Here is a 26,645-nt window from a genome sequence, read left to right as displayed (position 1 = left end):
GTAAGTGAAACGCCCCTATACATGCTACATGTGTACGCTCAATTTCTTATTACACCCTTGTTAATTTGGTATTTTTAACTATCAATATCTTTTTTAAGGTATTAAATCCTAAAAGTTACCCCTTAAAGCCATTTTAACTTTAAAGTTTTTACTCTAACCGTATGATCGCATGACTAAAACCCACAAAATTCAGCGAACATTAGAATGAAAACAAACAAGACTCTCCTATCTTTTGCAGTGGCATGTGGTTTAGCAACTGTATCTTCAACAGCTAGCGCAGCTGGCTTTCAGTTGGCAGAATACTCGGCAACGGGCCTTGGTCGTGCGTACGCTGGCGAAGCAGCGATGGCAGATAACGCCAGTGCACAATGGCGCAACCCTGCAATGCTGACCTACTTAGAAGGTACACAAGTTTCTGTTGGCGCTATCTATGTAAACCCAAACCTTGACGTCGATGGAAGCACCCGTTTCGTGACCGGCGATGTACGCAGCGAGTCCGACGACTTTGCTAATGACGCAGTAATCCCTAACTTATATGTCTCTCACCGCTACAGCGACAAACTAGCAGTTGGCCTGGCTTTCGGCACTAACTACGGGATGGAAACGGAGCTTGGTACTGACTTTACTGCGGCTCATTTCGGGAACGAAGCAAGCATCACTACCGTCGAAGCTAACTTAAACATGGGCTACCAACTTACTGAAACAGTGAGTGTTGGGGGTGGTATTCGCTATGTAATGGGTGAAGGTAGTTTTGGTGCAACCGTTCCTTCCCAAACCGCAGCTGTTACTCCTCTAAATGAAGGCGATACACTTAAGTACATGGAAGGCGACGATACGGCTTGGGGATGGCAAATCGGTGCGGCATGGCAACTTAACCCAAATCACCGCGTTGGCATTTCGTACAAGTCCGCCGTAGACCTAAAACTTGAAGGCTACGCCACCGGTCTTGGCTTTGGTCTAGCGAATGGTACACGCGAAGATGGCCATATGGATCTTTCGCTACCTGCAACAGCCGAGCTTGCGAGCTTCCACCAAGTTTCTGAAAAACTTGCCCTTCACGCGAGTTTTAACTGGACTGATTGGAGTAGTTTTGAAAAATTGGAAGCAGAACTAGATACCTTAGGCACTCATATGGTTAAGGTTGAAAACTGGAAAGATAACTATCGCTTCGCTGTGGGCGCAACATACCAAGTTGACCCTAAACTAGCCCTACGCACTGGTGTTGCTTACGATACGTCTGCAGTAAGTGATAAAAACCGCACCATCACGATTCCAGAAACGGATCGTACTTGGCTAAGCCTAGGAGCAAGCTACGACTTCACTAAACAATTTACACTTGATGGCGGCTTTACCTACATTATTGCTAAAGACGCACCGATCACTGAATCGCGCGGTTACGCATCTGACAATGCAGCCGAAGCCGTTGGTGGCCAATTTGTTGGTGAGACAAGTGGTCACGTATGGCTAATCGGTGTTCAAGCGAACTACCGCTTCTAATCTCGTTTAATAGAGACAAAAAAGGCTTGGTTAATACCAAGCCTTTTCTTTTTAGGTACTTATCAGTAATCGTCTAAGTATTCGTCCAAGTATGCTTCTTCTTCGGCATCATATTGATCTTCAACTTCAATTTCGGCTTTGAAGTCTTGATGCTGGATGTACGCTTCTCTAACCAGTGCGTATGGGTCTGGAGAGTTATGTAGCATAGCTTCTTGCGAGACGACCGCTGCGCGGCTTTCTAACCCTTCTAATGCCCATTTACCTAGCCCTGCCCAAATGTTCAGGTAAGACAACGGCACATACATTCCGTCAACGACGTCTCCTGTCTCTCGTACTGTCCAAGGTCCATAACCGGGTACCATTACATATGGTCCATTACCGACACCATAATGTCCGACGGCATCGCCAAAGGTTTTCTCATTATGGTCAGTAATGCCCGCAGCCGAGGCAATATCGATTAAACCTAATAGGCCAAAGGTACTGTTGATCCAAAAACGGTTAAAGTGATCGACCGCCTTTTCACCATTACCCATCAACAAATTGTTAATCATGCTCGAGGGTTCATCTAAGTTACCGAGAAAATTCGCGATACCTTTCCGCAGTGGCGACGGTACATAACCAACATAGGCTAAAGACACCGGGCGCAAAATATAAGGGTCCAGATAATCGTAGTTGATTGTCCACATGGTCCGGTTGAACCCTTCAAAGGGGTCGTTCACATGAGCGTTTTCAGCTTCAACGTTATATTCGGTTTCGTCACTTTCTTGAGGTGTTCCAGCGCATCCTGACAATACGAGTACGGCACACAATAAAGGCCATATCCGCGACTTTATCCTAATCATAATTATTATTTTCCATAAAAAAGGCCGGTCACATGAACCGGCCTTATTTCATTCAACTGGCGGTTTTAGTACTGTTTATCAATAACTACAGTAACTGATTCGCCCATTTTAACTGCTTCACTCTCACCAAACCAGTCCCCTTGTTTGGTTGCGACATTTCCGTCGCTGTCGATTCGAACGCGTACCATTAACGTATCTAGTGAGGATAGTTTACGCTCTGCAATCATGCTATTGCCATCATCCAGCACAACCGTACGAGGTAGTGAACCTACTGGGTATCGAGCCGCCGCTACAGGCATTGGAGAACCATCAGCAGTGTGAATAGAGACAATCAGCGCGGCATTCGGGTCTACTGAAACGTTGTCTGCCACCGAAATAGCAACTGAAACCGACTTACCTGTACCTACTTGCTGTCCCATTTGCTTTTGCGCATTCTCAATACTGCGACTTAGCATTTCATAGCGACTGTCTTGCGGACCGATCATTTGCTGCATCACGCTCCAGTAGCGAATTGCCGCCGGGAAGTCTTTACGCTCAAATGCATCAAACGCGAGCAGTGAGAAAACACGTAAATCAACGTAATCATCCTTCACTAGTTCACCAAGAATGCGTCGCGCTTGATCTTGTTCCACATCATCTTGAGACAACATCAATGCTTGCGCAAACCCAAGCATGACATCTGGGTCTTTCGGTTCTAGGTCGTAGGCTTTCTTCATCGAGCCAATTGCAGTATCAACGTCACGATTCGCCAACGCAATACGACCAAGTAACAGCCAACCAGTAGAGTCATCAGGCTGGTAGTGTAGACGTGTACGTAACGCTAGAGTCAGATCACGCATTTCGTCGTCACTCAACGCCGCACCCTCTGGTGCCATCAGTTTTTTCGACAATGCCGGTAAGTTAGCCGTGACTTGTTGCCACTCTTGAACTTCTTGGTGGGCGCCAAACTTCATGTACATACCGTAAGACAACACAATCACCACGATAACCGATGGGATTAGTACCGCCATTGGCGAAATTGAGCGACCATTTGCATTGTCTTTTTGAGCCGGAATATCATCAAGCAACGATTGCTTCAGGTCTTCAATCAGGTCTTGTTGGTCTTCAACCAAGCCTTCTTCTGCTTCTTCTTGCAGCTCAGATAAACGGTCTTTGTAGAACGCTTTGTTTAGCTCATCACGCAACGCTTCGTCATTGTTTACCTTCTGTCTGTAGATAGGTAACGCGATCAAAATACAGCTAAAAACAACAAGGACGACAGAGGCTATCCAAAATAATGTCATTACTGCTTATCTCCATCATTCTTTTCATTTAGCAGTTCTTTAAGGCGGGCTTCTTTGTCACCATCCCAAGTTTCTGACGACTTAGCCACTGCTTTTTTGCTGCGGCTTCTTAGCACAATAAAGCCAAAACCAAACACCACGACAAACAGTGGGCCTAGCCACAGAATAGAAGTCGCTGCAGTAAACGGAGGATTATAGGTGACGAAGTTACCGTATCGCGCCGTCATGTAATCGATGATCTCTTGCTTAGACTTACCTTCTTTAGTCATCTCATACACTTTCTGACGTAAATCGACCGCAAGCTCCGCATTAGAATCCGCTATGGTGTTGTTTTGACACTTAGGACAACGCAGCGTACTGCCAAGCTCTTTGAACTGCTGCTCTTGCTCCAAAGTTTCAAATTCATAGATCTGAATCGCCGCATGCGCTGCCATAGACAGAGTTAAAGCTGCAAAAAGAGTTAACACTAACTTCTTCATGACTTCGCCTCCGCCAAAAGCTGCTCATACATCGGCTTAAGAGTTTCATTCCAGTTACGGTCATTTACGTCACCAACATGGCGGTAACGGATAACACCGTTAGCGTCAATCAAGAAGGTTTCCGGCGCGCCGTAAACACCAAGATCCAAACCAAGCATGCCATTGCCGTCAAATAAACTGATCAGATACGGATTGCCAAGGTCGTTTAACCAACCAATCGCTTTAGTACGATCATCCTTGTAGTTCATACCGATGATCTTCACGCCCTCGCCAGCAAGCTGGTTAAGGTATTGGTGTTCGGCATAACAGGTTGGGCACCATGTCGCCCAAACATTAAGCAGTAGTGGCTCACCTTTAAAGATCGCCTGATCGTACAACTTGCCTGGCTCAGCCAAATCTTCCAGACGGAATTCTGGTACCGACTTGCCCACCAGTACCGACTCAAGTTTCGTTGGATCGTCACCGTGAGAGTTTTTAATCAGTTGGGTGGCAAATACCGCCACCAAACCTAAAAATGCAACCAGCGGAATAAATAGATACTTCTTATTCATTATGCCTCCTGCTTCTTCGCGCTTTTTCTAAAGCGGTAACGTTTATCGCTGATCGCGATAGCACCGCCAAGCGACATAAGTAACGCACCCGCCCAAATCCAACGAACGAATGGTTTGTAGTAAATACGAACGGCCCACGACTTATTGTCTTCTAAACGTTCACCCATCGCGATGTATAGGTCACGGGTTACGCCACGGTCGATTGCCGCTTCGGTCATCATTGAACGCGCGGTGCGGTAGAAACGTTTTTCGGCATGAAGCGTATTGACATACTGACCATCGCGCTTAATTTCAAAGTCAGCGATGTAACCGTCGTAGTTCGGGCCATCTTTGTCACGCAGACCTTTAAAGTAGAAATCGTAGCCTTGGATTTGGTAATGCTCACCTGGTGCCAGACGCACATCGCGCTCGATGCTGTAGTTCTGCACCATCGCAATACCGATCACCGAAACTGCCAGACCAATATGGCCTAACATCATCGCCCAGTGACTACGTTGAAGTTTCTTAACACCTTCGAAGAAGCTGTGACGATGCGTCGCACGTTCGTGAAGCTCGAAGCCATGCATAAAGATGATCCACAGCGCCATTACCCAACCGATGTACGCCATAAACTGGAAGAACTCGGAGAACAAGGTTACGAACACACCTGCAAGCGCAAACGAAGCCACACCTGAAATTAGCATTGGCTTTAATAAACCCGATAGATTGTCGCGCTTCCAACGGATCAGAGGACCAATACCCAGTAAGAATGAGAATGGAATCATCAACCAGGCAAACAACATATCGAAGAACGGTGCACCGATAGATACCGAGCCTAAGCCGATTTGTTTATGCACCAATGGCAACAGAGTACCCACTAACACCACGACTAACGCCGCAATCAGTAGAACGTTGTTTGCTAGTAATGCGTTTTCACGTGATACGAGGTCAAAATTGCCACGTACTCGTACCGAGGCACCTTTTAGTGCAAACAGCAATAATGAACCGCCGATGACAAACACTAAGAAGCCGAGGATAAACATACCGCGCGCAGGGTCAGAAGCGAACGCGTGTACCGATACCAAAATACCTGAACGAACAAGGAAGGTACCTAGTAAGCTGAGCGAGAAAGCAGAAATCGCCAGTAGCACCGTCCACGCTTTAAACGTACCGCGTTTTTCGGTTACCGCGAGTGAGTGCATCAGCGCTGTACCCGCTAGCCAAGGCATAAAGGACGCGTTTTCTACTGGATCCCAGAACCACCAGCCACCCCAGCCTAATTCGTAGTAGGCCCACCAAGAGCCTAGTGCGATACCCAGCGTCAAGAACAACCACGCTGCGGTTGTCCACGGACGAGACCAACGCGCCCATGCTGTATCCAAACGGCCTGTCATCAGTGAAGCAATCGCAAACGAGAACGCAACTGAGAAGCCAACGTAGCCCATGTACAGCATTGGTGGGTGAATGATAAGACCCGGGTCTTGCAATAGTGGATTAAGGTCACGACCATCCACTGGGAAGAACGGCAAGGTTCGTAAGAATGGGTTTGACGTGACGATGATAAATAGTAAGAAGCCAACGCTGATCATACCCATGACTGCAAGTACACGAGCGACAGATTCTTGTGGCATACCACGGCTAAACGTTGCGACTGCGATAGTCCACGCCGCTTGGATTAAAACCCAAAGCAACAACGAACCTTCGTGCGCCCCCCATACCGCAGTTAAGCGATAATACCATGGCAACTGGCTGTTTGAGTTGGTTGCCACATAGTTAAGGGTAAAATCGTTGGTATAAAACGCCCAAAGCAGAGCGCCAAAAGAGAATAAAAGTAATAGGAACATGCCCCAAGACAGCGGTCTTGCGGTGTTCATCAACATCGTGTTATTTCGAGATGCGCCGACCAACGGCAGCACACTCAGTAATACTGCCATCGCCAAAGAGACGATCAGAGCGAAATGACCAATTTCAGCAATCATTGACCGCTTCCTTGTTTTTGTTGTTCAGAGTATTGAAGCGGTTCGTGCGTTTTCTTCATCGCTTCTGCGATTTCTGGCGGCATATATTCTTCGTCGTGCTTAGCCAGTACTTCAAACGCTTCAACCGTTGTTGAATCTAAAAGAACACCTTGAGCCACAATCCCCTGCCCTTCGCGGAATAGATCCGGAAGAATACCGTCGTAAACGATCGTCACTTTCGGGCCGACATCATGCAGATCGAATGAAACGCGTAGCGATTCAGGGTCACGCTTTACAGAACCTTCAACAACCATACCGCCGATACGAAGACGCTGGCCAACTTCTGGTTTGGTTCCGTCTGGTTTACCATTGACCAACTCGGTCGGTGTGTAAAACAGGTCCATATTTTGGTTCAGAGCGTAAAGCATTAGGCCGATAGTGGCACCAATACCAATAAAGATCGCAAGAACAATGCCGAGCCTCTTTTTACGTCTTGGGTTCATAGTGTGTTCTCCAAATTCTTAGCTGCTTCAATGCGGGCTTGTCGGTCAATTTTTGACTGAACTTCTTTTAACAGCGCGTCGCCGCGGCGTACGCTAACAAACAAAAGGATCAGCATTGACAAAAACGTAATACCAAAGGCGCTCCACACATAACCTGCGTATCCGCCCATAGCAAAAAAATCACTCAAAGATTCGAAATGCATAATTTAATTACCTCTCTGAGATTTAGCTTCGGCAAGTTTAATCACCCACGGACGGTGACTCTCTTTGTTCAGGATTTCGTTACGTAAACGAATCATGGTCACTGAGCCGAAGAAAAATGCGAAACCGAAGATATTAAGGAGCAGCGGCCATAACATGTCGCTTGAAATAGATGGTTTTTCAAATTTCGTAATCGTCGCACCTTGGTGTAGTGTGTTCCACCACTCTACTGAGAAGTGGATAATCGGTAAGTTCACCACACCGACAATCGCCAAAATACCCGCAGCTTTCGCGGCTGTTTTTTGGTCATCAAACGCGTGGTAGAGCGCGATAACACCTAGGTAAAGGAATAGAAGAATCAGTTCTGAGGTTAAGCGTGCATCCCAAACCCACCAGGTTCCCCACATCGGTTTGCCCCAGATAGCACCAGTTAAAAGAGCAATAAAGGTGTAAACCGCGCCAATAGGAGCCATTGCCGATGCTGCCATGTCTGACAAGCGAACTTGCCACACAATACCGATAAATGCGGCAATCGCCATCGACATGTAGACACCCATCGACCAGATTGCAGCTGGAACATGAATGTAGATAATTCGGAAACTATCGCCTTGTTGGTAATCCGCCGGAGCAAACGCTAAGCCGAGAACCGTACCGATCGATAGGCACAATAGGGCTAAAATGGAAAACCAAGGCAGCAACTTACCACACAACTGATAAGTGGTTTCAGGCTTGGCATAAGGATGGAGCCACTTCCACATGTTTATTCTCACTCTTACTTCAGTTTTGTGTCACTCAAATCGCAGTGACAATTTTTATTTGTAATTTATATAACGGGAAAATTTCGTGCTTGATCGAAAACAACTAATTCACGCTTACACGCAGCGCGGCACTAATTGCAAACGGCGTTAAGGTAAATGCTCCCATAAACATTGCACCTAAAATGGCTAACTGACCGTTATACGCAACACTGAGTGATGCGGCGTCAATTGCTGAGGTCGCAAAAATCAAAATCGGAATATACAGCGGCAGTACTAGCAAACTCAGCAGTACCCCACCTTTTTGCAACCCAACGGTTAGCGCGACACCAATGGCTCCGATAAAACTCAACGTCGGTGTACCAACCAGCAAAGTCAGCACAACCGCCAACCAAGTGTTGAAATCCAAAGAGAGTAGAATCGCGAGCAATGGGCTAATTAAAATCAGTGGCAAACCTGTCAGTACCCAGTGGGCGATCACTTTGGAGATCACAACAATCGGTAATGGGACAGGCATAAGCATCATTTGTTCCAACGAACCGTCTTGAAAATCATCACGAAATAGTCGTTCGAGAGAGAGCAATGCCGAAAGCAACGCAGCCACCCAGACGATACCAGCGGCAATTCGCGCTAATAAGTTCGGCTCAGGACCAATACTAAGAGGAAATAAGGTAATAACGATGATAAAAAACCACAGTGGGTTAAAAACATCAGCTTGACGGCGAAAAGCGATTAAAAGTTCGCGGCGCACAATACTATTCATAGTCGCTAACATGATTAATCACCCAGTTTGATTTTTCTAAGTTTAGGGTTATCGGTAAACATATCTTGGTGAGTGGTTAGCACCACAATGCCACCCTGCTCCGCATGGTTCAAAAATAGTGACTCCAGCACCTTTACGCCTTGTTTATCTATAGCGGTTAAAGGCTCGTCCAAAATCCACAGTTTATGCTGACTCAACCACAAGCGCGCTAATGCCACGCGGCGTTGCTGACCTGCAGAAAGCTGTGCGACAGGGACATCTTCCCTTCCCGCGAGACCTACTTTCGTTAGTGCGTTGTAGATCTGTTCTTTGCTTACCGGTGTTTTTGAATGGATGTTGAGGTAGAAGCGTAGGTTTTCATATGCTGTTAGCTCTCGCTTCACACCAGTGCTATGGCCAAGAAACAGTAAGTCTTCGTGGTACACATCACGGTTAGATTCGATATTTTCGCCATTCCAAAATATCTCGCCATTATCACGGTCGCCCAGCCCTGTCACGATACGTAGTAAGGTCGTTTTACCTGTGCCGTTGCGACCTTCAATCTGTACTAACTCTCCGGTATCTATAGTAAAAGAAAGGGATTCAAATAAAATTCTTTCATCTCTAATGGCGGTAAGCTGGGATACTTCTAACATGTGCTGTCACTACTAAAATTTTGAGTCGCTATATTACCACAGCCTGTTAAGCACAACACAGCATTAGACCTATACGAATCACGAAACTGAGTAAGAATCTGTTAACAATTATGCATATAGAAACTCATCTACCCCTAAATGGTTACATTCAGAAATAAAAAAGGTGCCCTAGAGCACCTTTCTTTTAATCGTTGTGTTGTTATCTTGCACGTCTCTGACGGGCGAGAGCTCTTTGCCGCTCTGGGTTACTCTCCATCGGCGGGACTTTCTCTTTTCCAGCGATCTTCTTCTGCAGCGACATCATCAGTTCGGCTTCTGCTTTAGGCAATTCACACTCTTCAATCAACTCATTGATATCCGCGCCCAACTGAACCATTTTACTCGCTCGAGAATACAAGCGACCGTCGCTGTCTTCTTGCTCAAGCTCGGTGATTCGTTCATTAAGGTGCTGGATGATGTCCTGTTGTTCACTGACTCTTTGACCCAACCCAACCACAACCGAACGAACTTCAAGCAATTGCTTGTTCGCTTTTTGCAGTTCTTTATCTAACTTGCGGTTTTGTTGACGAGCGTGTTCGAACGCTCGCGTTTGACTGCGCTTCATTCGCATAAAAACGAACAGTACAAGTACAACTACAGCAGCCAAAGACCCAGCTAATACCGGGTCATTAACAATCCAAGCGAAATCCATTATAGATGAGCCATCTCATCCCATTCTTCGTCTGTCAGTAGCTTGTTCAAATCGACAAGGATAAGCAGTTTGCCGTCGCGGTTGCTTACACCTTGAATGAACTTAGCACTCTCATCCGTACCCACACTTGGCGTTGTATCGATTTCAGAAGAACGTAGGTAAACCACTTCAGCCACACTATCGACCAAAATACCGATCACTTGGTGCTCAGATTCGATTACGATGATACGCGTGTTGTCGGTGATCTCACCTTCAACCAAACCAAAGCGTGAACGTGTATCAATAACGGTTACAACGTTACCACGCAGATTGATGATACCTAGTACATAGTCAGGAGCACCTGGGACTGGAGCGATCTCTGTGTAACGCAAGACTTCACGTACCTGCATTACATTGATACCGTAGGTTTCCTCTTCTAGCTGGAACGTCACCCACTGAAGCACTTCGTCGTTAGACTGGTCTTTTCTTACTTCTACTTCGTTAGTTTGAGACATACCTAATCCTCTCTAAGCCTAAAGCGGCATAAATGTTCTAATTATCTAGTGCTTTAACATCAAGCCCTGCATTAAGCATAGCGATTAATGCGTCAACATGTATCAAAGCACACATTTTTTCTTTTACCATGCCTGCGAGCCAAGGGCGTTTACCCGCCTTTTCTCGCCAACGCACGGTTTCTGGTTCCAGCGCTTCTGTTCCTTTAAGTTGGGTAGAAGCCAAGCCCCACATACTTTCGCCTAACATTACTACGTATTCATACGCGTCTTTGTAAGCGTCATCCTTAATTTTTTCAGACATAACCCACTTGGCTGTATCAACGACATCCAATTGTGCGTCACGACTGGTTTGTAAACCTAAGTACCAAGCTGGTCGGCCGATCAAGTGGTTTAGCTCACCAAGTCGGTGTATCCCACCCAACTCGTCGAGCGGAACCGCAAACAGTACACCGTTAACATCGAAGTACAAAACTTGAAAGCGTTCGCTTCTAGCTATGCTCTGCCACGCCTCTTCACTCGCTTCTTGCGGTTGAGTTTCAACTTCAGGTACGATGTCGATAGCAATATCGATTTCGGGCTCAATGACTTCTGGTGTAACGTTCAACTCAACCGTTGGTATTTCCACAACCGTCTCTTCAACCAGCGTCTCCGTATCCCATTCTTGGATCTCTTCAACAACAGGTTGAGTCTGAGCAATACTCACGGTATTTTGTTCGAGAATATGCTCGACGTCGACCTCATCGACTGGGTTGGACGCTTCTAGTTGTTTGAGCAAGCGTTCCACATCTTCAAGGTTAGGAACGTCAACCTCTTCCAACTCAGGCTCAACAAAGTGAGACTCTTCTACTGGCTGCAATTGAGGTTCTGGTACCAGTTCAACCACTGGCTCTACCGGTGTTAGTTCGGCCGTTTCATCCGAACTGCCTTCAAGCAACGCAGAGAAGTAATCATCCAACGCTTGTTCACTAGAAAGTGACTGACTAGTCATCGATCGACAACCTCTCTAGGTGAAGCAACAACTGCTTGTAAGCAAACACACCTCGGCTTCCCGATGCAAAATGAGACACTGGAAGGCGCTTCAAACTAGCATCGCGGAACTTAGTATCAATCGGTACAGCCGATGACCAAACTTGCTCTGGATAGTCTTTCTTCAGTTGCTGTAAGGTCTGTAGCGACGCTCTCGTTCGCTTATCGTACATCGTTGGCACAATCGTCACGTTAAATGATTTACCACGCGATTTTTGCATAATCGCCAAGGTGCGAACCATACGCTCCAAACCTTTCATCGCCAGAAACTCGGTTTGTACAGGGATCAGAATGCGGTCACTCGCAGCCAGTGCGTTGACCATCATCACCCCAAGGATCGGAGGACAGTCGATCAGTACGTAGTCATAACGTTTTCTCAGCGCGAGCAAAGCACGTTTTAAGATCAATCCCATACCACTTCGATTACCCATCACACGGTCTAACGTCGCCAAAGACATGTGTGCTGGAATAATGTCTATCCCTTCGATGTTGGACTGCATAATCAGCGGAGCGACCGTTTGCTCGGTATATTCTTTCAACTGAAACAAGTCAAACAGGCTGACGGGCACATTATCCGAGTCATAACCTAAATAGGTAGTTAGCGAAGCGTGCGGATCGGTATCCACAAGCAGTACGCGCTTCCCCTGCTGACTTAACAAGCCGGCTAACGTAATTGTCGTAGTGGTTTTACCTACGCCACCTTTTTGGTTTGCAATGCTCCATACAATCATGACGAACCTCTAGGCTAAACCGACTTCGACCAGCATGCGTTCTGCGATGCGGTCCAGTGGTAGGTCTTCAGTAGAAATACCCGCTTTTGCCACTGCTTGAGGCATGCCGTAAACCACACAGCTTTCTTCGTCTTGCGCCCAGATCGTTGAGCCAGCGTTTTTCAACATTCTTGCGCCTTCTCGTCCGTCCGCTCCCATTCCAGTCAACACCATTGATAAGACTTGGTCATGGTAAATTTTCGCGGCACTGCCAAAGGTCACATCAACACATGGTTTGTAATTCATACGCTCACCACCGTCGAGAATGCGCAGCTTAGCCGCTCCCGGACGACCGTCGATCATCATTTGCTTACCACCTGGAGCCAAATATGCGACACCCGGCTTTAGCACATCGCCATTCTCCGCTTCTTTCACCTGTATCTTACATAGCGAGTTCAAACGGGTAGCAAATGCTGCGGTAAAGGTTGCTGGCATGTGCTGGATTAAAACGATCGGATGTGGATAGTTGGCAGGCAAATTGGTTAGAATTTTTTGTAGCGCAACAGGACCTCCTGTTGAAGTACCAATCGCGGTTAGCTGATATTTTTTGCCAGATGAGCGAAAACGTGCGTTCACCGCTGGTTTTGGAGCCGCAGTTGAGCGCGGTAGTGTACTGGTCGATGTCGTTTGTCGATTCAGCAAGCTTGAAGTTGGCGCGGATGAACTTGGTGATTTCACTGGGCTTGCTGGTCTCGTACGGCGCATAAACGCACGACGAGAGGCAATATGAATCACACGCTGCTGTAATAGAGTCACAGCTTCGTCACGATTACGCGCAATATCTTCGAACTTTTTCGGCAGAAAATCTAATGCACCCGCTTCGAGTGCATCAAGTGTCGCTTTCGCCCCATCATGAGTCAGGGACGAAAACATTAAGATAGGAACTGGACACTGCGCCATGATTTCACGTACCGCAGTGATACCATCCATCACTGGCATTTCAATATCCATGGTAATCACGTCTGGCTTAATGCGCAGTGCTTTCTCTACTGCTTCTTTGCCATTGGTTGCGACGTCTACCACTTCTAGTCGTGCTTCCGAGTTAATGATTTCACTCACTCGGCGGCGGAAAAAACTTGAATCATCGACGACTAATACTTTAATTGCCATATCTTTCCTTTACTTCCTATGACCTAGATTCGTGAAGCTGCCGCGTACTGCTTTAGCAGATCTGGCACGTCTAGAATCAACGCGATATGACCATCACTCGTAATTGTTGCGCCCGCCATACCTGGAGTGCCTTGTAGTAGTTTATCCAGCGGCTTGATAACCACTTCTTCTTGGCCGATAAGCGTATCAACCACAAAGCCAACTCGCTGGCTACCCAGTTGAACAATCACTACATGGCCATGCCCTTTACGCAGTTCCACTTGCCCCATGCTTGGCGTGAGCCAGTTTTGCAAGTAGAACAAAGGAATCGACTTATCACGCACAATGATCGTCAACTGACCATCAACAACGTTTGTGCGACTTAAATCTAAGTGGAAAATCTCATTCACACTCGCCAATGGCAGCGCAAACGGATGACCACCCACACCAACCATTAGCGTTGGCAGAATCGCCAGTGTTAACGGTACTTTGATGGTGATTTTCGTGCCTTGACCCATTTCTGAATCGATATCAATAGAACCGTTCAAGGTATTGATCGCCGTTTTCACTACGTCCATACCTACACCACGACCTGAAATGTCAGAAATTTTCTCTTTGCTTGAAAAACCAGGCATAAAGATCAGGTTGAAACACTCTTTATTGGTAAGACGCGAAGCCGCATCTTCATCCATAATGCCGCGTTTAACCGCAATTGCTCGAAGTTTGTCTGGATCCATACCGCCACCGTCATCCACGATAGCCAATTCGATATGGTCTCCCTCTTGAGCAGCAGAAAGAATCACTTTACCTGTACTTGGTTTACCTGCTGCAACACGGTCTTCCGGCATTTCGATGCCATGGTCGACGGAGTTACGCACCAAGTGAATCAATGGATCGGCAAGCGCTTCAACTAAGTTCTTATCTAGGTCTGTATCTTCACCACGCATTTCCAGCGAGATGTCTTTTTTCAAACTGCGCGCCAAATCTCGAACAACACGTGGGAAACGACCAAAAACTTTCTTGATCGGTTGCATACGCGTTTTCATCACCGCACCTTGCAGGTCAGCTGTAACAACATCTAGGTTTGCTACCGCTTTCGACATTTCTTCGTCAGCGCTGTTCAAACCAAGGCTAAGCAGGCGGTTACGTACCAATACCAACTCACCGACCATGTTCATAATGGTATCTAGTGTTGAGGTATCAACACGGACTGTTGCTTCTGCTTGTGTTTTTTTCGCTGGCGTCGCCGCTTCTGATTTAGCAGGTACTGCTTTTTCAGGCGCTTTTGCTGGAGCTGGTGCAGCAGCTGGTTTTTGCTCAACTTGCAGGTTTGCAGAAGCTGGCTTAGTTGCCGCTTCAAGCTCTTCGACGGAAGGACCTTTACCGTTACCGTGCAGCTCGTCGAGCAGTTTTTCAAACTCCTCGTCGGTCATCAAATCGCTATCACCAGATGCGCTCGATTGCGGCTCTGGAGTTGGAGTTGGTGTTGTGGATTCTGAAACCGAATCACCTGGCGCTTTTCCTACACCGTGCAGTTCGTCGAGTAATTTCTCGAACTCATCATCGGTGATATCGCCACTTGTTTCGTCTTCTGGTTGTGTTGACGCAGCCGCCGCTGGAGTAGAACTGCTCGGGGCACTGCCTTTACCGTGCAGTTCATCCAGCAATTTTTCAAATTCATCTTGAGTAATTTCATCGATAGAATTTGTCGACGTTTCTGCGGATGCTGGCGTTTCAGCCGGCACTTCCACTGGCGTCTCTACCACAGGTTCTGCGTCAGGAACTTGAGCTGCGCTTGCTTCTTCCGCAGAGGCGGGCTTACTTAGACGGTGAAGTTCATCAAGCAAGGATTGGTCTGCTGCGACGAGAGGTTCACGATCCTGAACCGCCTGGAATTGCTCGTTAACAGTATCCAATGCTTGTAGCATGGTGTCCATGAGACTCGCGTCTACTTGACGCTGACCGTTACGCAAAATATCAAACACGTTCTCTGCACCATGGCAGGTATCAACAAGTTCTGTCAAAGACAAGAAACCTGCGCCACCTTTAACGGTGTGGAAGCCTCGGAAAATGGCGTTTAATAGATCTTTGTCATCTGGATTGTTTTCCAACTCAACCAGTTGCTCAGAGAGAAGCTCTAATATCTCGCCAGCTTCAACCAAAAAGTCCTGAAGAATATCTTCGTCTAAATCGTAGCTCATATAATACCTCTAAAACCCAAGACTCGAGAGAAGGTCATCGACTTCATCTTGCGATGAAACGGCATCCTCTCTATCGTGAGGGTTGAGAATCGGACCTTCTGGGTCCGTAGATGCTTTTTTGTTGTTATCTGTACTCTTATCCAACGACGAGTTTTTATGCGCCGCTAGTGTATTGACTAACCGATTTTCAAGCTCATTCACCAGTGTAATCACTCTGGAAATAATTTGTCCGGTTAAGTCCTGAAAATCCTGAGCCATCAAGATCTCAGTCAATTGACCGCGTAATTCAGAGCTATCCCCTTCCACTTGACCAAGTAGGTCATCAATGTTGTGGCATAGCGCTTTAAACTCAGTGATATCAATGCGCCCGTGCATCAGTTCATTCCACTGAGGACGAACTTTGAGCAGGCCTTCGTGCAAGTTTTCAGCTATTGGCATGCAGCGATCAACAGCGTCCATGGTTTTATTTGCAGCATCTTCGGTCTTATCAATGACATACTGAAGGCGATCCCTGGCATCTGGGATTTCGTCATTGGCAATTTGACTCATTCGTTCATCGCTACTGAACTGCTTGATTGCTTCATGAAGATCACGAGTCAGCTCGCCAAGTTCTTCAATCACTGCATTCGAAGCATTTTCGTACAGATCTTTCACAAGAAGATTGGCTTCTTGTTGTTGCTCATTTTCTAGTAGCGCTACGAGTTGTTTCGCTTGCTCTAATGAAATCATTCTGAATTGGCCTTAACGCCTTGAGTTATAGACTATAAACGTTCAAAAATCTTATCTAGCTTCTCTTTTAGTGTCGCAGCTGTGAAAGGCTTAACAATGTAGCCATTTACACCCGCTTGTGCCGCTTCGATGATCTGTTCGCGTTTTGCTTCCGCGGTAATCATAAGGACAGGTAGATGCTTTAGTTCAGCATCTGCGCGGATATGTTTCAGGAGGTCAATACCTTGCATCCCTGGCATATTCCAGTCTGTCACGACGAAGTCGAACTCACCTTTTTTAAGCATAGGTAACGCCGTCAAGCCGTCATCAGCTTCTGATGTATTATTGAAACCCAGATCGCGAAGTAGGTTCTTAACAATACGGCGCATTGTTGAAAAATCATCAACAATAAGGATCTTCATGTTTTTATTCAAAATTGCCTCCACTGAATTCAATATCAGTGTTTTACTCATTGTTAGTCCACGCACTGAGTTTAGTGCGTAAACGCTGCATTGATTGACTTAGTATCTGGCTAACGCGTGACTCGCTAACACCAATTACTTCGCCAATTTCTTTTAAATTCAATTCTTCGTCATAGTAAAGCGACAGCACAAGTGCCTCGCGTTCCGGCAAAGATTTAATCGACTCCACCAGCGCATTTCGAAAGAACTCATCCGCGACACCTTGAAAAGGGCTGTTCGCCTCTTCGTTATCTTCAGTGTTGATCACGTCTTCGGAAACGCCAAGATCTTCTATACCAACCAATCGAGAACAGTTAATGTCAGTTAGGACTGAGTGGTATTGCTCTAAACTCATGCCTACGTGCTTAGCGACTTCCATATCCGTCGGGTCACGATTTAGCTCACCCTCTAGTGTTGCGATCGCCTGGCTTATCTCGCGGCTATGTCTGTGTACCGAGCGAGGAACCCAATCTCCACGTCTGATATCATCGAGCATAGCACCACGGATTCGAATACCCGCGTAAGTTTCAAAACTCGCGCCTTTACTACCGTCATAATTCTTCTGGGCTTCAAGTAAGCCAATCATGCCCGATTGAATAAGGTCTTCTACTTGCACACTAGGAGGGAGCCGACCCAACAAATGATGAGCAATACGCTTCACAAGCACCGAGTATTTCTCTAGAAACTCCCGCTGGCTGTTCTGGTTTCCGTACTGGTCATAGGTCAGGGCCTTATTCACCAAATGGTTCCTCTAGTATTTCTGTTCTATTCAACAAACGTTCAACAAAAAACTCGAGATGCCCGCTTGGCGTCTTAGGAATTGGCCAAGTTAGCGCTTTATTTGCCAGAGACCCTATCGCTAGAGCGGCAGGTGAGCGCGGAAATGCATCGACAACAATTTTCTGTTTTTTAACGGCTTGTCGAACTTTATCATCTAATGGAATACATGCTACGAGCTCAAGGCTCACATTCAAGAATCGCTCTGTGACCAAAGTCAATTTTGCGAACAATTCTCTCCCTTCGCGGTAGCTTCGGACCATGTTTGCTACGATTTTGAATCGCTGAACTTGGTGCTCTTTACTCAGCAATTTAATCAACGCATATGCATCTGTGATCGAGGTTGGTTCATCACAAACAACCACCACCACATCTTGGGCTGCGCGCGAAAAGCTGACTACCATATCAGAGATACCAGCAGCCGTGTCAATTAATAACACGTCCATCTCGTCTTCTAGGCTACCAAATGCACGAATCAAGCCGATATGTTGTGCATGTGATAGCTCTGCCATAGATTGAGTACCAGATGTCGCCGGAATAATTTTTATACCGAATGGTCCTTCAACAATAGCATCTTTGAGCTCACACTCACCTGCAAGAACGTGACCGAGGTTGCGCTTTGGTCGAATACCTAGCATTACATCGACATTTGCGAGACCTAAGTCAGCGTCCAGAACCATGACTTTCTTACCTTGGCGAGCCATACAGATAGCCATGCCGAGAGTTACGTTTGATTTACCGACACCACCTTTACCACCCGTAACCGAGATGACCTTAGTTAGAGAAGGTTGTGTTAAGCGGCGTAGTCCGCTTGCTTGGTCTTGTATCATGTTATTTGTCATAATCGTCTGCCGCCTAGAACCTTTCCGCGTCACTATTCCAGTAGTGAGGCTCATCTTCTGTCGACTTCTCAAGTAATTCGTTTGCCTTAGCTACCATATATTTGGGCTGGGCAATCACAATATCTTCGGGCACTCGCTGACCGTTTGCTATGTAAGCAACCGGTAATGAATTCTGCACAACCACACTTACAAACTCACCAAGGCTTAACGACTCATCGAGTTTGGTTAAGATACATCCAGATAATGGGATGCGTTTAAAGTGGTCTATTGTCTCTTGCAACACTTTGCGTTGAGCAGTGGCTGGAAGAACAAGATAACTATGAATCACTTCACCACTATCGTGCATCAACGTATCCAGCTGTTCTGACAGTCGTACATCTCGCTGCCCCATACCCGCGGTATCAACAAGAATCAGGCGACGGTTTCGTAACTGATAAATTACATCGGCTAACTCTTTAGAATCTTTAGCAACTTTTACCGGGCATCCCATGATTCGACCATAAATCGCCAATTGTTCGTGGGCACCTATTCGGTACGTGTCAGTTGTCACTAACGCAACGTTGTCCGCCCCCCATTCCATCGCAGCACGAGCCGCAAGCTTAGCCACAGTCGTTGTCTTACCAACGCCTGTTGGGCCGAGCAGTGCAACCACACCACCACGTTTAAGAATATCTTGCTTCGAAATTGGAACTTGGTCAGACACCAAGCCTAATAGCGCCTTCCACGCTTTGGTTGGTGGCGTATCTTCAGGAATGTAACAAGCCAATTGGTCCGCCAAATCTGACGAAACGCCCATACGCTCTAGGCGTTTGATCAACATTGCTCTCAGTGGCTCACGACGCTCCACTTCTTGCCACATAAGGCCAGACACTTGATGCTCCAGAAGTCGACGAATAGACATCATCTCTTCTTTCATATCTTCTAGGCTTTCATTAGAAACGTCGGCTTGGCTTGGACGACCACGCTCAAAACGCGTTGGGTCCAGACGCTCTTGTGGACGTTCAATTCGAGAGTCTTCAGCAATCAATTTAGCTAGCGGTGAGTCTTCTTTCAGTTGAATGCGGTCGGCATTGGATTGTGCTGAAGACTGGCGTTTAAGTAACGCTGACAGTGAGTCTTGGCTCTCTTCCTCACGCTCTTCAAATTCTGGTTTCCCGTTGCTGTAATGTTTCAGCATATTGGCGAAACGCTTCGTCATCGAACGACCGGAGTCGGCCTGAGTTTGCAATGAAACTCGGTCATCCTCTAGCTGTCGTTTTGACGAAGTAGGCAAAGAAGCAGGTGCTTGGCGTAAGTTATGACGAGGGCTAGAACCGTAGTTGTTCGTCGACGAGCGATTTGCGCCTTCGCTGTCGATCGCCGCAACGATCTCGACACCACCTGCGACTTTTTTGTTTGACATGATCACCGCGTCGTCTCCCAACTCCCCTTTCACTTGGAGTAGAGCAGAGCGCATGTCCTTGGCAAAAAATCGTTTAATCTTCAATTTGGGTACCGTTTATTCCCGCATGTGTCCTAGTTACCGACCGCTTGAACAATGCGAATTTGTTTTTCGTCTGGGATTTCTTGGTAAGAGAGAACTCGCAATGATGGAATCGTGTTTTTAACAAACTTCGCCAACGTCGAACGCAATACACCCGAGGTTAACAACACCGCTGGCTCACCTTTCAGTTCTTGCTCTTGAGTCGCATTGCTCAAAGAAGCTTGTAAACGCTCGGCTAACCCCGGCTCGATTCCAGCAGATTCCCCTCCTGAAGCCTGCATTGTCTGATGCAATATTTGTTCCAGCTCAGGAATTAGAGTGATTACCGGGAGTTCTGGCTCTATACCATTGATTTCTTGAACAATTAATCGTTTAAGTGAAATTCGCACCGCCGCGGTTAAGATGTCAGGTTCTTGACTCTTACTTGAGTATTCGGACAGGGTTTGAACAATGGTACGAATATCACGAATCGGTACTGCTTCATTGAGTAGGTTTTGTAGCACTTTGACCACAACACCCAGTTGCAGTTGATCGGGTACAAACGCTTCCACCAGTTTCGGCGTGCTGCGGCCCAGCATCTCGAGTAGATTCTGCACTTCCTCGTGACCAATAAGTTGAGACGCGTTGTTGGTCAGCAACTGGCTCAGGTGCGTCGCCAGTACGGTTGAAGAGTCCACGACGGTATAACCTAGCGCTTGTGCGTGCTCTCGCTGCTCTTCTCGAATCCACACCGCTTCTAGGCCAAAGGCCGGGTCAACCGTCGGTTCACCTTCAATCATGCCGTAAACTTGCCCAGGGTTGATCGCCAGTTCCATGTCTGGGCGGATTTCCGCTTCACCTACCGCAACGCCCATTAAGGTAATGCGGTAACTGTTCGGAGTCAGCTCGAGGTTATCTCGGATATGAACCGCAGGGATCAAGAAGCCAAAATCTTGCGACAGCTTTTTGCGTACCCCTTTGACGCGCTCAAGCAACTCGCCACCTTGGTCTTTATCCACCAACGGGATTAAGCGATAACCAACTTCAAGACCAACGATATCGACGGGCTGAACATCATCCCAAGACAGTTCTTTCGGTGTGGGGTGATCGGTTTCAGTCGTGGCGGGTAGGTTTTTGGTTTCTTCTTGGACTTTTTGTTTGCGTTGAATCCAGTAAGCCGAACCACCAGCGATAATCGCTAGTAGCAAGAACGCGAAGTGCGGCATACCAGGAACGATGCCCATCACACCCAAAATACCAGCGGTGATCATCAGTGCTTTCGGGTTGTCGAACATTTGGAACACAACCTGTTGTCCCATATCTTCGTCAGCATTCTGACGAGTCACCATGATCGCCGCACCGATTGAGAGTAGTAGCGAAGGGATTTGCGCCACCAGACCATCACCAATGGTGAGCAAGGTATAGATTTGAATCGCTTCGCCAAAGCCCAGATCGTACTGAGCCATGCCGATCGACAAGCCGCCGATAATGTTGATGAACAAGATCAGGATACCGGCAATCGCGTCACCTTTTACGAATTTAGACGCACCGTCCATCGAACCGTAGAAGTCTGCCTCTTTAGTCACTTCTTGGCGTCGGGTACGAGCTTGGTCTTGGTCAATCAATCCAGCGTTCAAGTCTGCATCGATCGCCATTTGCTTGCCGGGTAAGGCATCAAGTGTGAAGCGGGCACTTACTTCCGAGATACGTCCAGCACCTTTGGTCACAACCATGAAGTTAATGATCATCAAGATCAAGAACACCACTAGACCAACCGCGTAGTTGCCGCCTATCACTACGTTACCGAACGCTTCAATCACGTTACCGGCTGCGCCTGGCCCTTCATGGCCATATAGCAATACCACACGTGTTGAGGCGACGTTCAACGCCAATCTCAGCAAAGTCGCAATCAACAATACCGTCGGAAACGCCGCAAAGTCCAATGGTCTGCGGGTGTAAACCGTTACCAGCAACACCACCATCGCCAGTGCAATGTTGAAGGTAAAAAACAAATCGAGCAGAAATGCTGGTATCGGTAAAACCACCATCGCCAGCGTGGCCAAAACCATGACTGGCGCACCAATCGCTGGCATAGCTCGCTGCGGTATAGGAGGTAACTTATCCGCAAAAGGCAAAGAAAACTTCATAGATAGGCAGCTACAATTGTCTATAGAAAGAGAAACTTATCTCTCATATGCAATTTTTGATCCATAGAAAATGTCAAATAAATGACTAGAGGTTCAAGCTGCGAATCAGCCATCGATAAGTTGGTGGGAAACTAAAAAACACGAAAGCTCGTCAGACAAGATATTCATCTGACGAGCTTTGAGTAAGATTGATTAAGGCTGGATATTAAACGCGACTTCACCGTCATGTTTTTCTGGCGAATAGTCAATACACAATAGCCCCGAGGTAGGGAACATTGGGGGGACCATATCGACAACAAATTCCGCCGCCAAATATCCGACTAATGGCAAATGAGAGACCAATAATACAGATTCCAGCTTTTCCACCTCAATCAAGGCGTTGACATATTCGGCCACCTGCTCCGAATCACCATAAGGGGTAATATCTTCACTGATTTCAATTTGGCGCGCATCGAACTGAGGCGAGATCTCTTGCCAAGTCTGCTGAGCACGTAAGTAAGGACTAACGATCACTTTATCAAAATGCTTGATGCCCTGTGCCACACAAGCTGCCGCGACTGCCGAAGAGGCACTGCGTCCTCTCTCTGTTAGCGCTCGCTCAGCATCACTCTGAGCGAAGTGCTCTGCTTCCCCGTGACGCATAATAAATATTTTCATGGCTTCTTCCTAAACATATCCGAGACTGACTACGGAGAGTTCATCTTTGTATTGTTCTTTTCTTTATTATGACGTTGTTTTTATCAAATATGGGCGGCTTGTTGCACGCTGAATATTGCAACTAATTATATCAACTGGTTCAAGAAAGACTTGGACTTCACTAACACAATTGACTAATACGCTTTTTGCCCAAGTAACAGCATTTTGCTCAGATTTCTCAGATAGATAGTTTGCAGTCGTCATTATCCGAGTCATAATTATAAAACACTCACCCCAAATTTTACCTTCACCGGAGAGCGTCGCGTGCATATTAGCCCTAACGACACCAACCTGTACCGTTACCTCACCCTCAGTAACGGGATTCGGGTTTTGCTCATTCATGATGCCACTGCGCAAAAGTCTGCGGCGGCACTGGCGGTTAACGTCGGACATTTCGACGATCCCAGCGACCGCGAAGGTTTAGCGCACTATCTTGAGCACATGCTTTTCCTAGGCACGGAAAAGTATCCTAAAGTGGGCGAGTTTCAAAGTTATATTAGCCAGCACGGTGGCAGTAATAACGCTTGGACTGGCACAGAACACACCTGTTTCTTCTTCGATGTCACCCCGAGCGCGTTTGACAATGCCCTTGATCGCTTCAGCCAATTCTTTACTGCACCACTATTTAATTCAGAGGCGCTGGATAAAGAGCGTCAAGCTGTAGAGTCGGAATACAAGCTAAAACTCAATGATGATTCTCGACGCCTCTACCAAGTGCACAAAGAAGTAGTCAACCAACAGCACCCTTTCAGTAAATTCTCTGTTGGTAATCTAGAGACATTAGGAGATCGAAATGGTGAATCCATCCGTGATGAAATCATCGACTTCCACTATCAGCAATATTCGGCGGATCTGATGACACTTGCGGTCGTGGGTCCACAAGATCTCGATCTGCTTGAGCAGTGGTGCAGCGAGAAGTTCTCCAGCGTTCCCAATCACCATCTCGCCGGTAAATCGGTCGATGTTCCTTTCTGCGATGAGAGCTCTACGGGTGTGCGCGTGCACGTTGAGCCAATTAAAGAAATTCGCAAATTGATCCTTACCTTTCCACTGCCCGGTATGGATGAGCATTACCAAAGCAAACCGCTTTCTTACTTTGCCCATCTGCTCGGCTACGAGGGTGAAGGCAGTTTAATGCTGGCGTTAAAAGAACAAGGTTGGATTACCTCGCTGTCTGCAGGTGGCGGCACAAGTGGCAGCAACTACCGAGAGTTCACGGTAAGCTGTGCACTGACCCCCGATGGTCTGGAGCACCTTGATGATATTACTCAAGCGGTGTTTAGTTACATCGACCTAATCCGCAATTCTGGTTTAGATGAGTGGCGCTATTTAGAGAAAAAAGCGGTGCTCGAATCGGCATTTCGTTTCCAAGAACCAACCCGCCCTATGGATTTAGTCAGTCATCTGGTCATCAATCTGCAACACTATCAGCCGCAAGACGCGATTTACGGCGATTACATGATGACAGGCTATGACGAACAGTTGTTAAAAACACTGCTTGGCTACTTTAGTGTCGAAAACTTACGTACCACAGTGATTGCCAAAGGACTGGAGTACGACAAAACCGCCAAATGGTACTTTACCCCCTACTCGGTTAAAGCGTTTGACGAGCAGCAACTCAGCAAGTTTACTGCTCCGTCTGTTCTCAATTTCAGCCTGCCGAGTAAGAACCCATTTATTTGCTACGAGCTAGACCCACAAGTGGTCGAAACAACTTCTAACGTTCCGCAAGTCATTGAAGAACTGCCGGGGTTCAAGCTGTGGCACTTACAAGACAGCGAGTTCCGCGTCCCTAAAGGTATGGTGTATGTCGCAATAGATAGTCCACAAGCCGTTGCCAATCCGCGTAAGATCGTAAAAACGCGGTTATGTGTCGAGATGTTCCTCGACAGCCTAGCCACGGAGACGTACCAAGCCGAGATCGCGGGTATGGGCTACAACATGTACGCTCACCAAGGTGGCGTCACGTTAACCGTTTCTGGCTTTAGCAAAAAGCAACCTGAGCTGATGCGTTTGATCCTTGAACGCTTTGCCCGCCGTGAATTTAGCCAGCAACGATTCGATACCATTAAACAACAGTTGTTAAGAAACTGGCGCAACGCCGCACAAGACCGTCCAATTTCGCAGTTGTTCAACGCGCTAACGGGCATCTTGCAGCCGAACAATCCGCCTTACGCAGTGTTAGCCGATGCTTTAGAAACGATTGACGTTCAAGAGCTGCCCAACTTTGTCGACTCCATTCTCTCTGAGTTGCACGTCGAAATGTTTGTCTACGGTGACTGGAACAAAGCGGACGCTTTAACCCTAGGTGGTACATTAAAAGACGCTCTAAGGGTAAAAAATCAGCAATATGAAGAGTCGTTGCGCCCGCTGGTCATGCTGGGCAAAAGCGGGACATTCCAGCGAGAGGTGTTCTGCGATCAAGAGGATTCAGCGGTGGTACTTTACTATCAGTGTGATGACACCAGCCCAAAAAGCATTGCCCTGTATTCATTGGCAAACCATTTAATGTCGGCGACCTTCTTCCATGAGATCCGTACCAAGCAACAACTCGGTTATATGGTTGGTACAGGCAACTTACCACTCAACAAGCATCCGGGGATTGTATTGTATGTACAGTCTCCTAACGCCGCGCCAGCGGAACTGGTGAGCTCAATTGACGAGTTTCTCAATGCGTTTTACATGGTGTTGCTTGAGTTAGATGAGTACCAATGGCATAGCAGTAAACGTGGCTTGTGGAACCAGATTTCAACGCCGGATACGACGCTACGCTCTCGAGCACAGCGTATGTGGGTTGCCATCGGTAATAAAGATATCGAGTTTAATCAGCGCGAAAAAGTGCTGGAAGAGCTCAAAGGTCTAGAGCGTGCAGACATGATTCGCTTTGTCGTTAACGAATTAAAACCGCGCACCGCAAATCGCTTGATCATGCATACTCAGGGCAACGCACACCACGATGAACAGAAGCTGGAGCTTGGGCTAGAGATTGGCTCTATTGAAGAGTTTCAGTTGCGACCAAAAGACGTCGAACTGGGTTAAGCTTTTAAAAGGGCTTCTATTACGAAGCCCTTTTTTATGGCGTATCAAGCTAGTTATTGACGCTCAGATTCTACGATCGCTTTCAATGAATGGGGGTGCAACTTAATACACACTCCCGCTTGTTTGAAGGCAACCGTTGGGTTGTTTAAACGCTCCCCCTCGCCTTTCGGGCTGGAGAGTTTGGTTTTCACACCGCGCTCCGCCAATGCGTCATACTGCTGGGCGAATTCAGGAAACTGTGCTTTTAAATCAGTCAGATATTCTTGTGCGGTTTGTGCCGCCGAAGGCACAACAAACTCCACGTGTTCCCAGCTCTGCTGTGGATAGCGTTTACCTTCTGCTGGATAAGGCAGTTCCAAGCACTCAATGGACCAACCTAAAGCTTTGAGCGGCTGGGTAAACTCAATCACAATGATTGGGCGACCATTGATCTGCGCATTCGATATTTCTTTGCCCTGATTAAGCCACTCTTGATGAGCTAATTGTGCTAGTTCTGCATCATTGATACGTAATGCTATATGATCCGCCTGAAAACTAGACAAATCGATATGCATAATTTCGCTTAATCCTTGGATTTTATGCATAAAATCATCAAGTTTTTCACACATCTGAATCGGCATTAATTCAGCATCAATTAGTCGTTGTGACATTTTCAACCATCCAAAACATTAATTTTTCTACAATAGTAACAAGATCGTCAGGAAAAGTAGAAAATTTCCCAGTTCACTCCCTATAAGCCAACCAATAAAGTTGGTATTATGTGCGTCAAATTATGAACTAGATCAAGATATGCATT

26 protein-coding genes are annotated in these 26,645 nt (G+C 46.9%); 2 read left to right on the top strand and 24 right to left on the bottom strand.

Annotated features, from left to right (window positions below; all coding sequences use genetic code 11):
* The first annotated feature begins 204 nt into the window (after positions 1 to 204).
* A complete protein-coding gene (locus HCZ42_RS17855; protein ID WP_167422120.1) occupies positions 205 to 1,497 on the top strand; it encodes an outer membrane protein transport protein in 1,293 nt (430 codons plus the stop codon).
* Positions 1,498 to 1,559: 62 nt separating this feature from the next.
* Here the strand turns inward: HCZ42_RS17855 and HCZ42_RS17850 are convergent, their stop codons facing one another.
* From HCZ42_RS17850 to sixA, 23 genes are all read right to left on the bottom strand, one after another.
* Complete coding sequence (locus HCZ42_RS17850) at positions 1,560 to 2,339, bottom strand: MlaA family lipoprotein (RefSeq protein WP_167422119.1); 780 nt, start codon at positions 2,337 to 2,339, stop codon at positions 1,560 to 1,562.
* A 65-nt stretch (positions 2,340 to 2,404) separates the two neighbouring features.
* Positions 2,405 to 3,622, bottom strand: coding sequence for a c-type cytochrome biogenesis protein CcmI (ccmI, locus tag HCZ42_RS17845; RefSeq protein WP_167422118.1), 1,218 nt, complete (start codon positions 3,620 to 3,622; stop codon positions 2,405 to 2,407).
* Positions 3,622 to 4,101 carry a cytochrome c-type biogenesis protein gene (locus tag HCZ42_RS17840; protein ID WP_167422117.1) on the bottom strand — a complete coding sequence of 160 codons (480 nt, stop codon included), beginning with the start codon at positions 4,099 to 4,101 and terminating at the stop codon, positions 3,622 to 3,624. The genes ccmI and HCZ42_RS17840 overlap by 1 nt, the downstream gene beginning before the upstream one ends.
* A complete protein-coding gene (locus HCZ42_RS17835) occupies positions 4,098 to 4,652 on the bottom strand; it encodes a DsbE family thiol:disulfide interchange protein (protein ID WP_167422116.1) in 555 nt (184 codons plus the stop codon). Before HCZ42_RS17835 ends, HCZ42_RS17840 begins: the two co-directional genes overlap by 4 nt.
* Positions 4,652 to 6,610 carry a heme lyase CcmF/NrfE family subunit gene (locus tag HCZ42_RS17830; RefSeq protein ID WP_167422115.1) on the bottom strand — a complete coding sequence of 653 codons (1,959 nt, stop codon included), beginning with the start codon at positions 6,608 to 6,610 and terminating at the stop codon, positions 4,652 to 4,654. Before HCZ42_RS17830 ends, HCZ42_RS17835 begins: the two co-directional genes overlap by 1 nt.
* Positions 6,607 to 7,092 (bottom strand): cytochrome c maturation protein CcmE, encoded by a 486-nt coding sequence (gene ccmE, locus HCZ42_RS17825; protein WP_167422114.1) that lies wholly within the window; start codon positions 7,090 to 7,092, stop codon positions 6,607 to 6,609. The genes HCZ42_RS17830 and ccmE overlap by 4 nt, the downstream gene beginning before the upstream one ends.
* Positions 7,089 to 7,295, bottom strand: a complete 207-nt coding sequence (gene ccmD, locus HCZ42_RS17820) for a heme exporter protein CcmD (protein ID WP_053410734.1) — start codon at positions 7,293 to 7,295, stop codon at positions 7,089 to 7,091. Before ccmD ends, ccmE begins: the two co-directional genes overlap by 4 nt.
* A gap of 3 nt (positions 7,296 to 7,298) precedes the next feature.
* Entirely contained in the window at positions 7,299 to 8,051 is a 753-nt protein-coding gene (locus tag HCZ42_RS17815; protein ID WP_053410733.1) for a heme ABC transporter permease, read from the bottom strand.
* Between the two features lie 103 nt (positions 8,052 to 8,154).
* Complete coding sequence (gene ccmB / locus HCZ42_RS17810; RefSeq protein WP_053410732.1) at positions 8,155 to 8,823, bottom strand: heme exporter protein CcmB; 669 nt, start codon at positions 8,821 to 8,823, stop codon at positions 8,155 to 8,157.
* A 2-nt stretch (positions 8,824 to 8,825) separates the two neighbouring features.
* Positions 8,826 to 9,446: a cytochrome c biogenesis heme-transporting ATPase CcmA gene (gene ccmA / locus HCZ42_RS17805; protein ID WP_167422113.1), complete on the bottom strand. Its 621-nt coding sequence runs from the start codon at positions 9,444 to 9,446 to the stop codon at positions 8,826 to 8,828.
* A 199-nt stretch (positions 9,447 to 9,645) separates the two neighbouring features.
* The gene (locus HCZ42_RS17800) at positions 9,646 to 10,137 is read right to left on the bottom strand and encodes a DUF2802 domain-containing protein (RefSeq protein ID WP_167422112.1); all 492 of its coding nucleotides are present in this window, start codon (positions 10,135 to 10,137) and stop codon (positions 9,646 to 9,648) included.
* Positions 10,137 to 10,631, bottom strand: a complete 495-nt coding sequence (locus HCZ42_RS17795) for a chemotaxis protein CheW (protein ID WP_053410729.1) — start codon at positions 10,629 to 10,631, stop codon at positions 10,137 to 10,139. Before HCZ42_RS17795 ends, HCZ42_RS17800 begins: the two co-directional genes overlap by 1 nt.
* Positions 10,632 to 10,668: 37 nt before the next feature.
* Positions 10,669 to 11,619 (bottom strand): chemotaxis protein CheW, encoded by a 951-nt coding sequence (locus tag HCZ42_RS17790; RefSeq protein WP_167422111.1) that lies wholly within the window; start codon positions 11,617 to 11,619, stop codon positions 10,669 to 10,671.
* Complete coding sequence (locus HCZ42_RS17785) at positions 11,612 to 12,388, bottom strand: ParA family protein (RefSeq protein WP_167422110.1); 777 nt, start codon at positions 12,386 to 12,388, stop codon at positions 11,612 to 11,614. Before HCZ42_RS17785 ends, HCZ42_RS17790 begins: the two co-directional genes overlap by 8 nt.
* Before the next feature lie 9 nt (positions 12,389 to 12,397).
* Positions 12,398 to 13,537 (bottom strand): protein-glutamate methylesterase/protein-glutamine glutaminase, encoded by a 1,140-nt coding sequence (locus tag HCZ42_RS17780; protein ID WP_167422109.1) that lies wholly within the window; start codon positions 13,535 to 13,537, stop codon positions 12,398 to 12,400.
* A 23-nt stretch (positions 13,538 to 13,560) separates the two neighbouring features.
* Positions 13,561 to 15,717, bottom strand: a complete 2,157-nt coding sequence (locus HCZ42_RS17775) for a chemotaxis protein CheA (protein ID WP_167422108.1) — start codon at positions 15,715 to 15,717, stop codon at positions 13,561 to 13,563.
* A 9-nt stretch (positions 15,718 to 15,726) separates the two neighbouring features.
* Positions 15,727 to 16,446, bottom strand: coding sequence for a protein phosphatase CheZ (locus HCZ42_RS17770; RefSeq protein ID WP_167422107.1), 720 nt, complete (start codon positions 16,444 to 16,446; stop codon positions 15,727 to 15,729).
* Between the two features lie 32 nt (positions 16,447 to 16,478).
* A complete protein-coding gene (gene cheY, locus HCZ42_RS17765; protein ID WP_053410859.1) occupies positions 16,479 to 16,847 on the bottom strand; it encodes a chemotaxis response regulator CheY in 369 nt (122 codons plus the stop codon).
* A gap of 43 nt (positions 16,848 to 16,890) precedes the next feature.
* Positions 16,891 to 17,625, bottom strand: coding sequence for an RNA polymerase sigma factor FliA (locus tag HCZ42_RS17760; protein WP_167422106.1), 735 nt, complete (start codon positions 17,623 to 17,625; stop codon positions 16,891 to 16,893).
* Positions 17,618 to 18,505 (bottom strand): MinD/ParA family protein, encoded by an 888-nt coding sequence (locus tag HCZ42_RS17755; RefSeq protein WP_167422105.1) that lies wholly within the window; start codon positions 18,503 to 18,505, stop codon positions 17,618 to 17,620. The genes HCZ42_RS17760 and HCZ42_RS17755 overlap by 8 nt, the downstream gene beginning before the upstream one ends.
* Before the next feature lie 13 nt (positions 18,506 to 18,518).
* Positions 18,519 to 19,991: a flagellar biosynthesis protein FlhF gene (gene flhF, locus HCZ42_RS17750; RefSeq protein ID WP_167422104.1), complete on the bottom strand. Its 1,473-nt coding sequence runs from the start codon at positions 19,989 to 19,991 to the stop codon at positions 18,519 to 18,521.
* A 29-nt stretch (positions 19,992 to 20,020) separates the two neighbouring features.
* Positions 20,021 to 22,114 carry a flagellar biosynthesis protein FlhA gene (gene flhA / locus HCZ42_RS17745; protein ID WP_167422103.1) on the bottom strand — a complete coding sequence of 698 codons (2,094 nt, stop codon included), beginning with the start codon at positions 22,112 to 22,114 and terminating at the stop codon, positions 20,021 to 20,023.
* 192 nt (positions 22,115 to 22,306) lie between these two features.
* On the bottom strand, positions 22,307 to 22,771 hold the full coding sequence (gene sixA / locus HCZ42_RS17740; RefSeq protein ID WP_167422102.1) for a phosphohistidine phosphatase SixA: 465 nt from the start codon (positions 22,769 to 22,771) through the stop codon (positions 22,307 to 22,309).
* A 303-nt stretch (positions 22,772 to 23,074) separates the two neighbouring features.
* On the opposite strand from sixA, the gene HCZ42_RS17735 reads away from it, so the two are divergent.
* Positions 23,075 to 25,849, top strand: coding sequence for an insulinase family protein (locus HCZ42_RS17735; protein ID WP_167422101.1), 2,775 nt, complete (start codon positions 23,075 to 23,077; stop codon positions 25,847 to 25,849).
* A 53-nt stretch (positions 25,850 to 25,902) separates the two neighbouring features.
* On the opposite strand, the gene HCZ42_RS17730 is transcribed toward HCZ42_RS17735, so the two are convergent.
* A complete protein-coding gene (locus HCZ42_RS17730) occupies positions 25,903 to 26,499 on the bottom strand; it encodes a VOC family protein (protein WP_167422100.1) in 597 nt (198 codons plus the stop codon).
* Between the last annotated feature and the right edge of the window lie 146 nt (positions 26,500 to 26,645).

This window comes from Vibrio hepatarius (genome assembly GCF_011806575.1).
In the GTDB taxonomy this organism is placed as follows: Bacteria; Pseudomonadota; Gammaproteobacteria; order Enterobacterales; family Vibrionaceae; genus Vibrio; species Vibrio hepatarius_A.
Note: the sequence above shows the minus strand (reverse complement) of the source record. Positions and strands in the feature narration are given on the sequence as shown.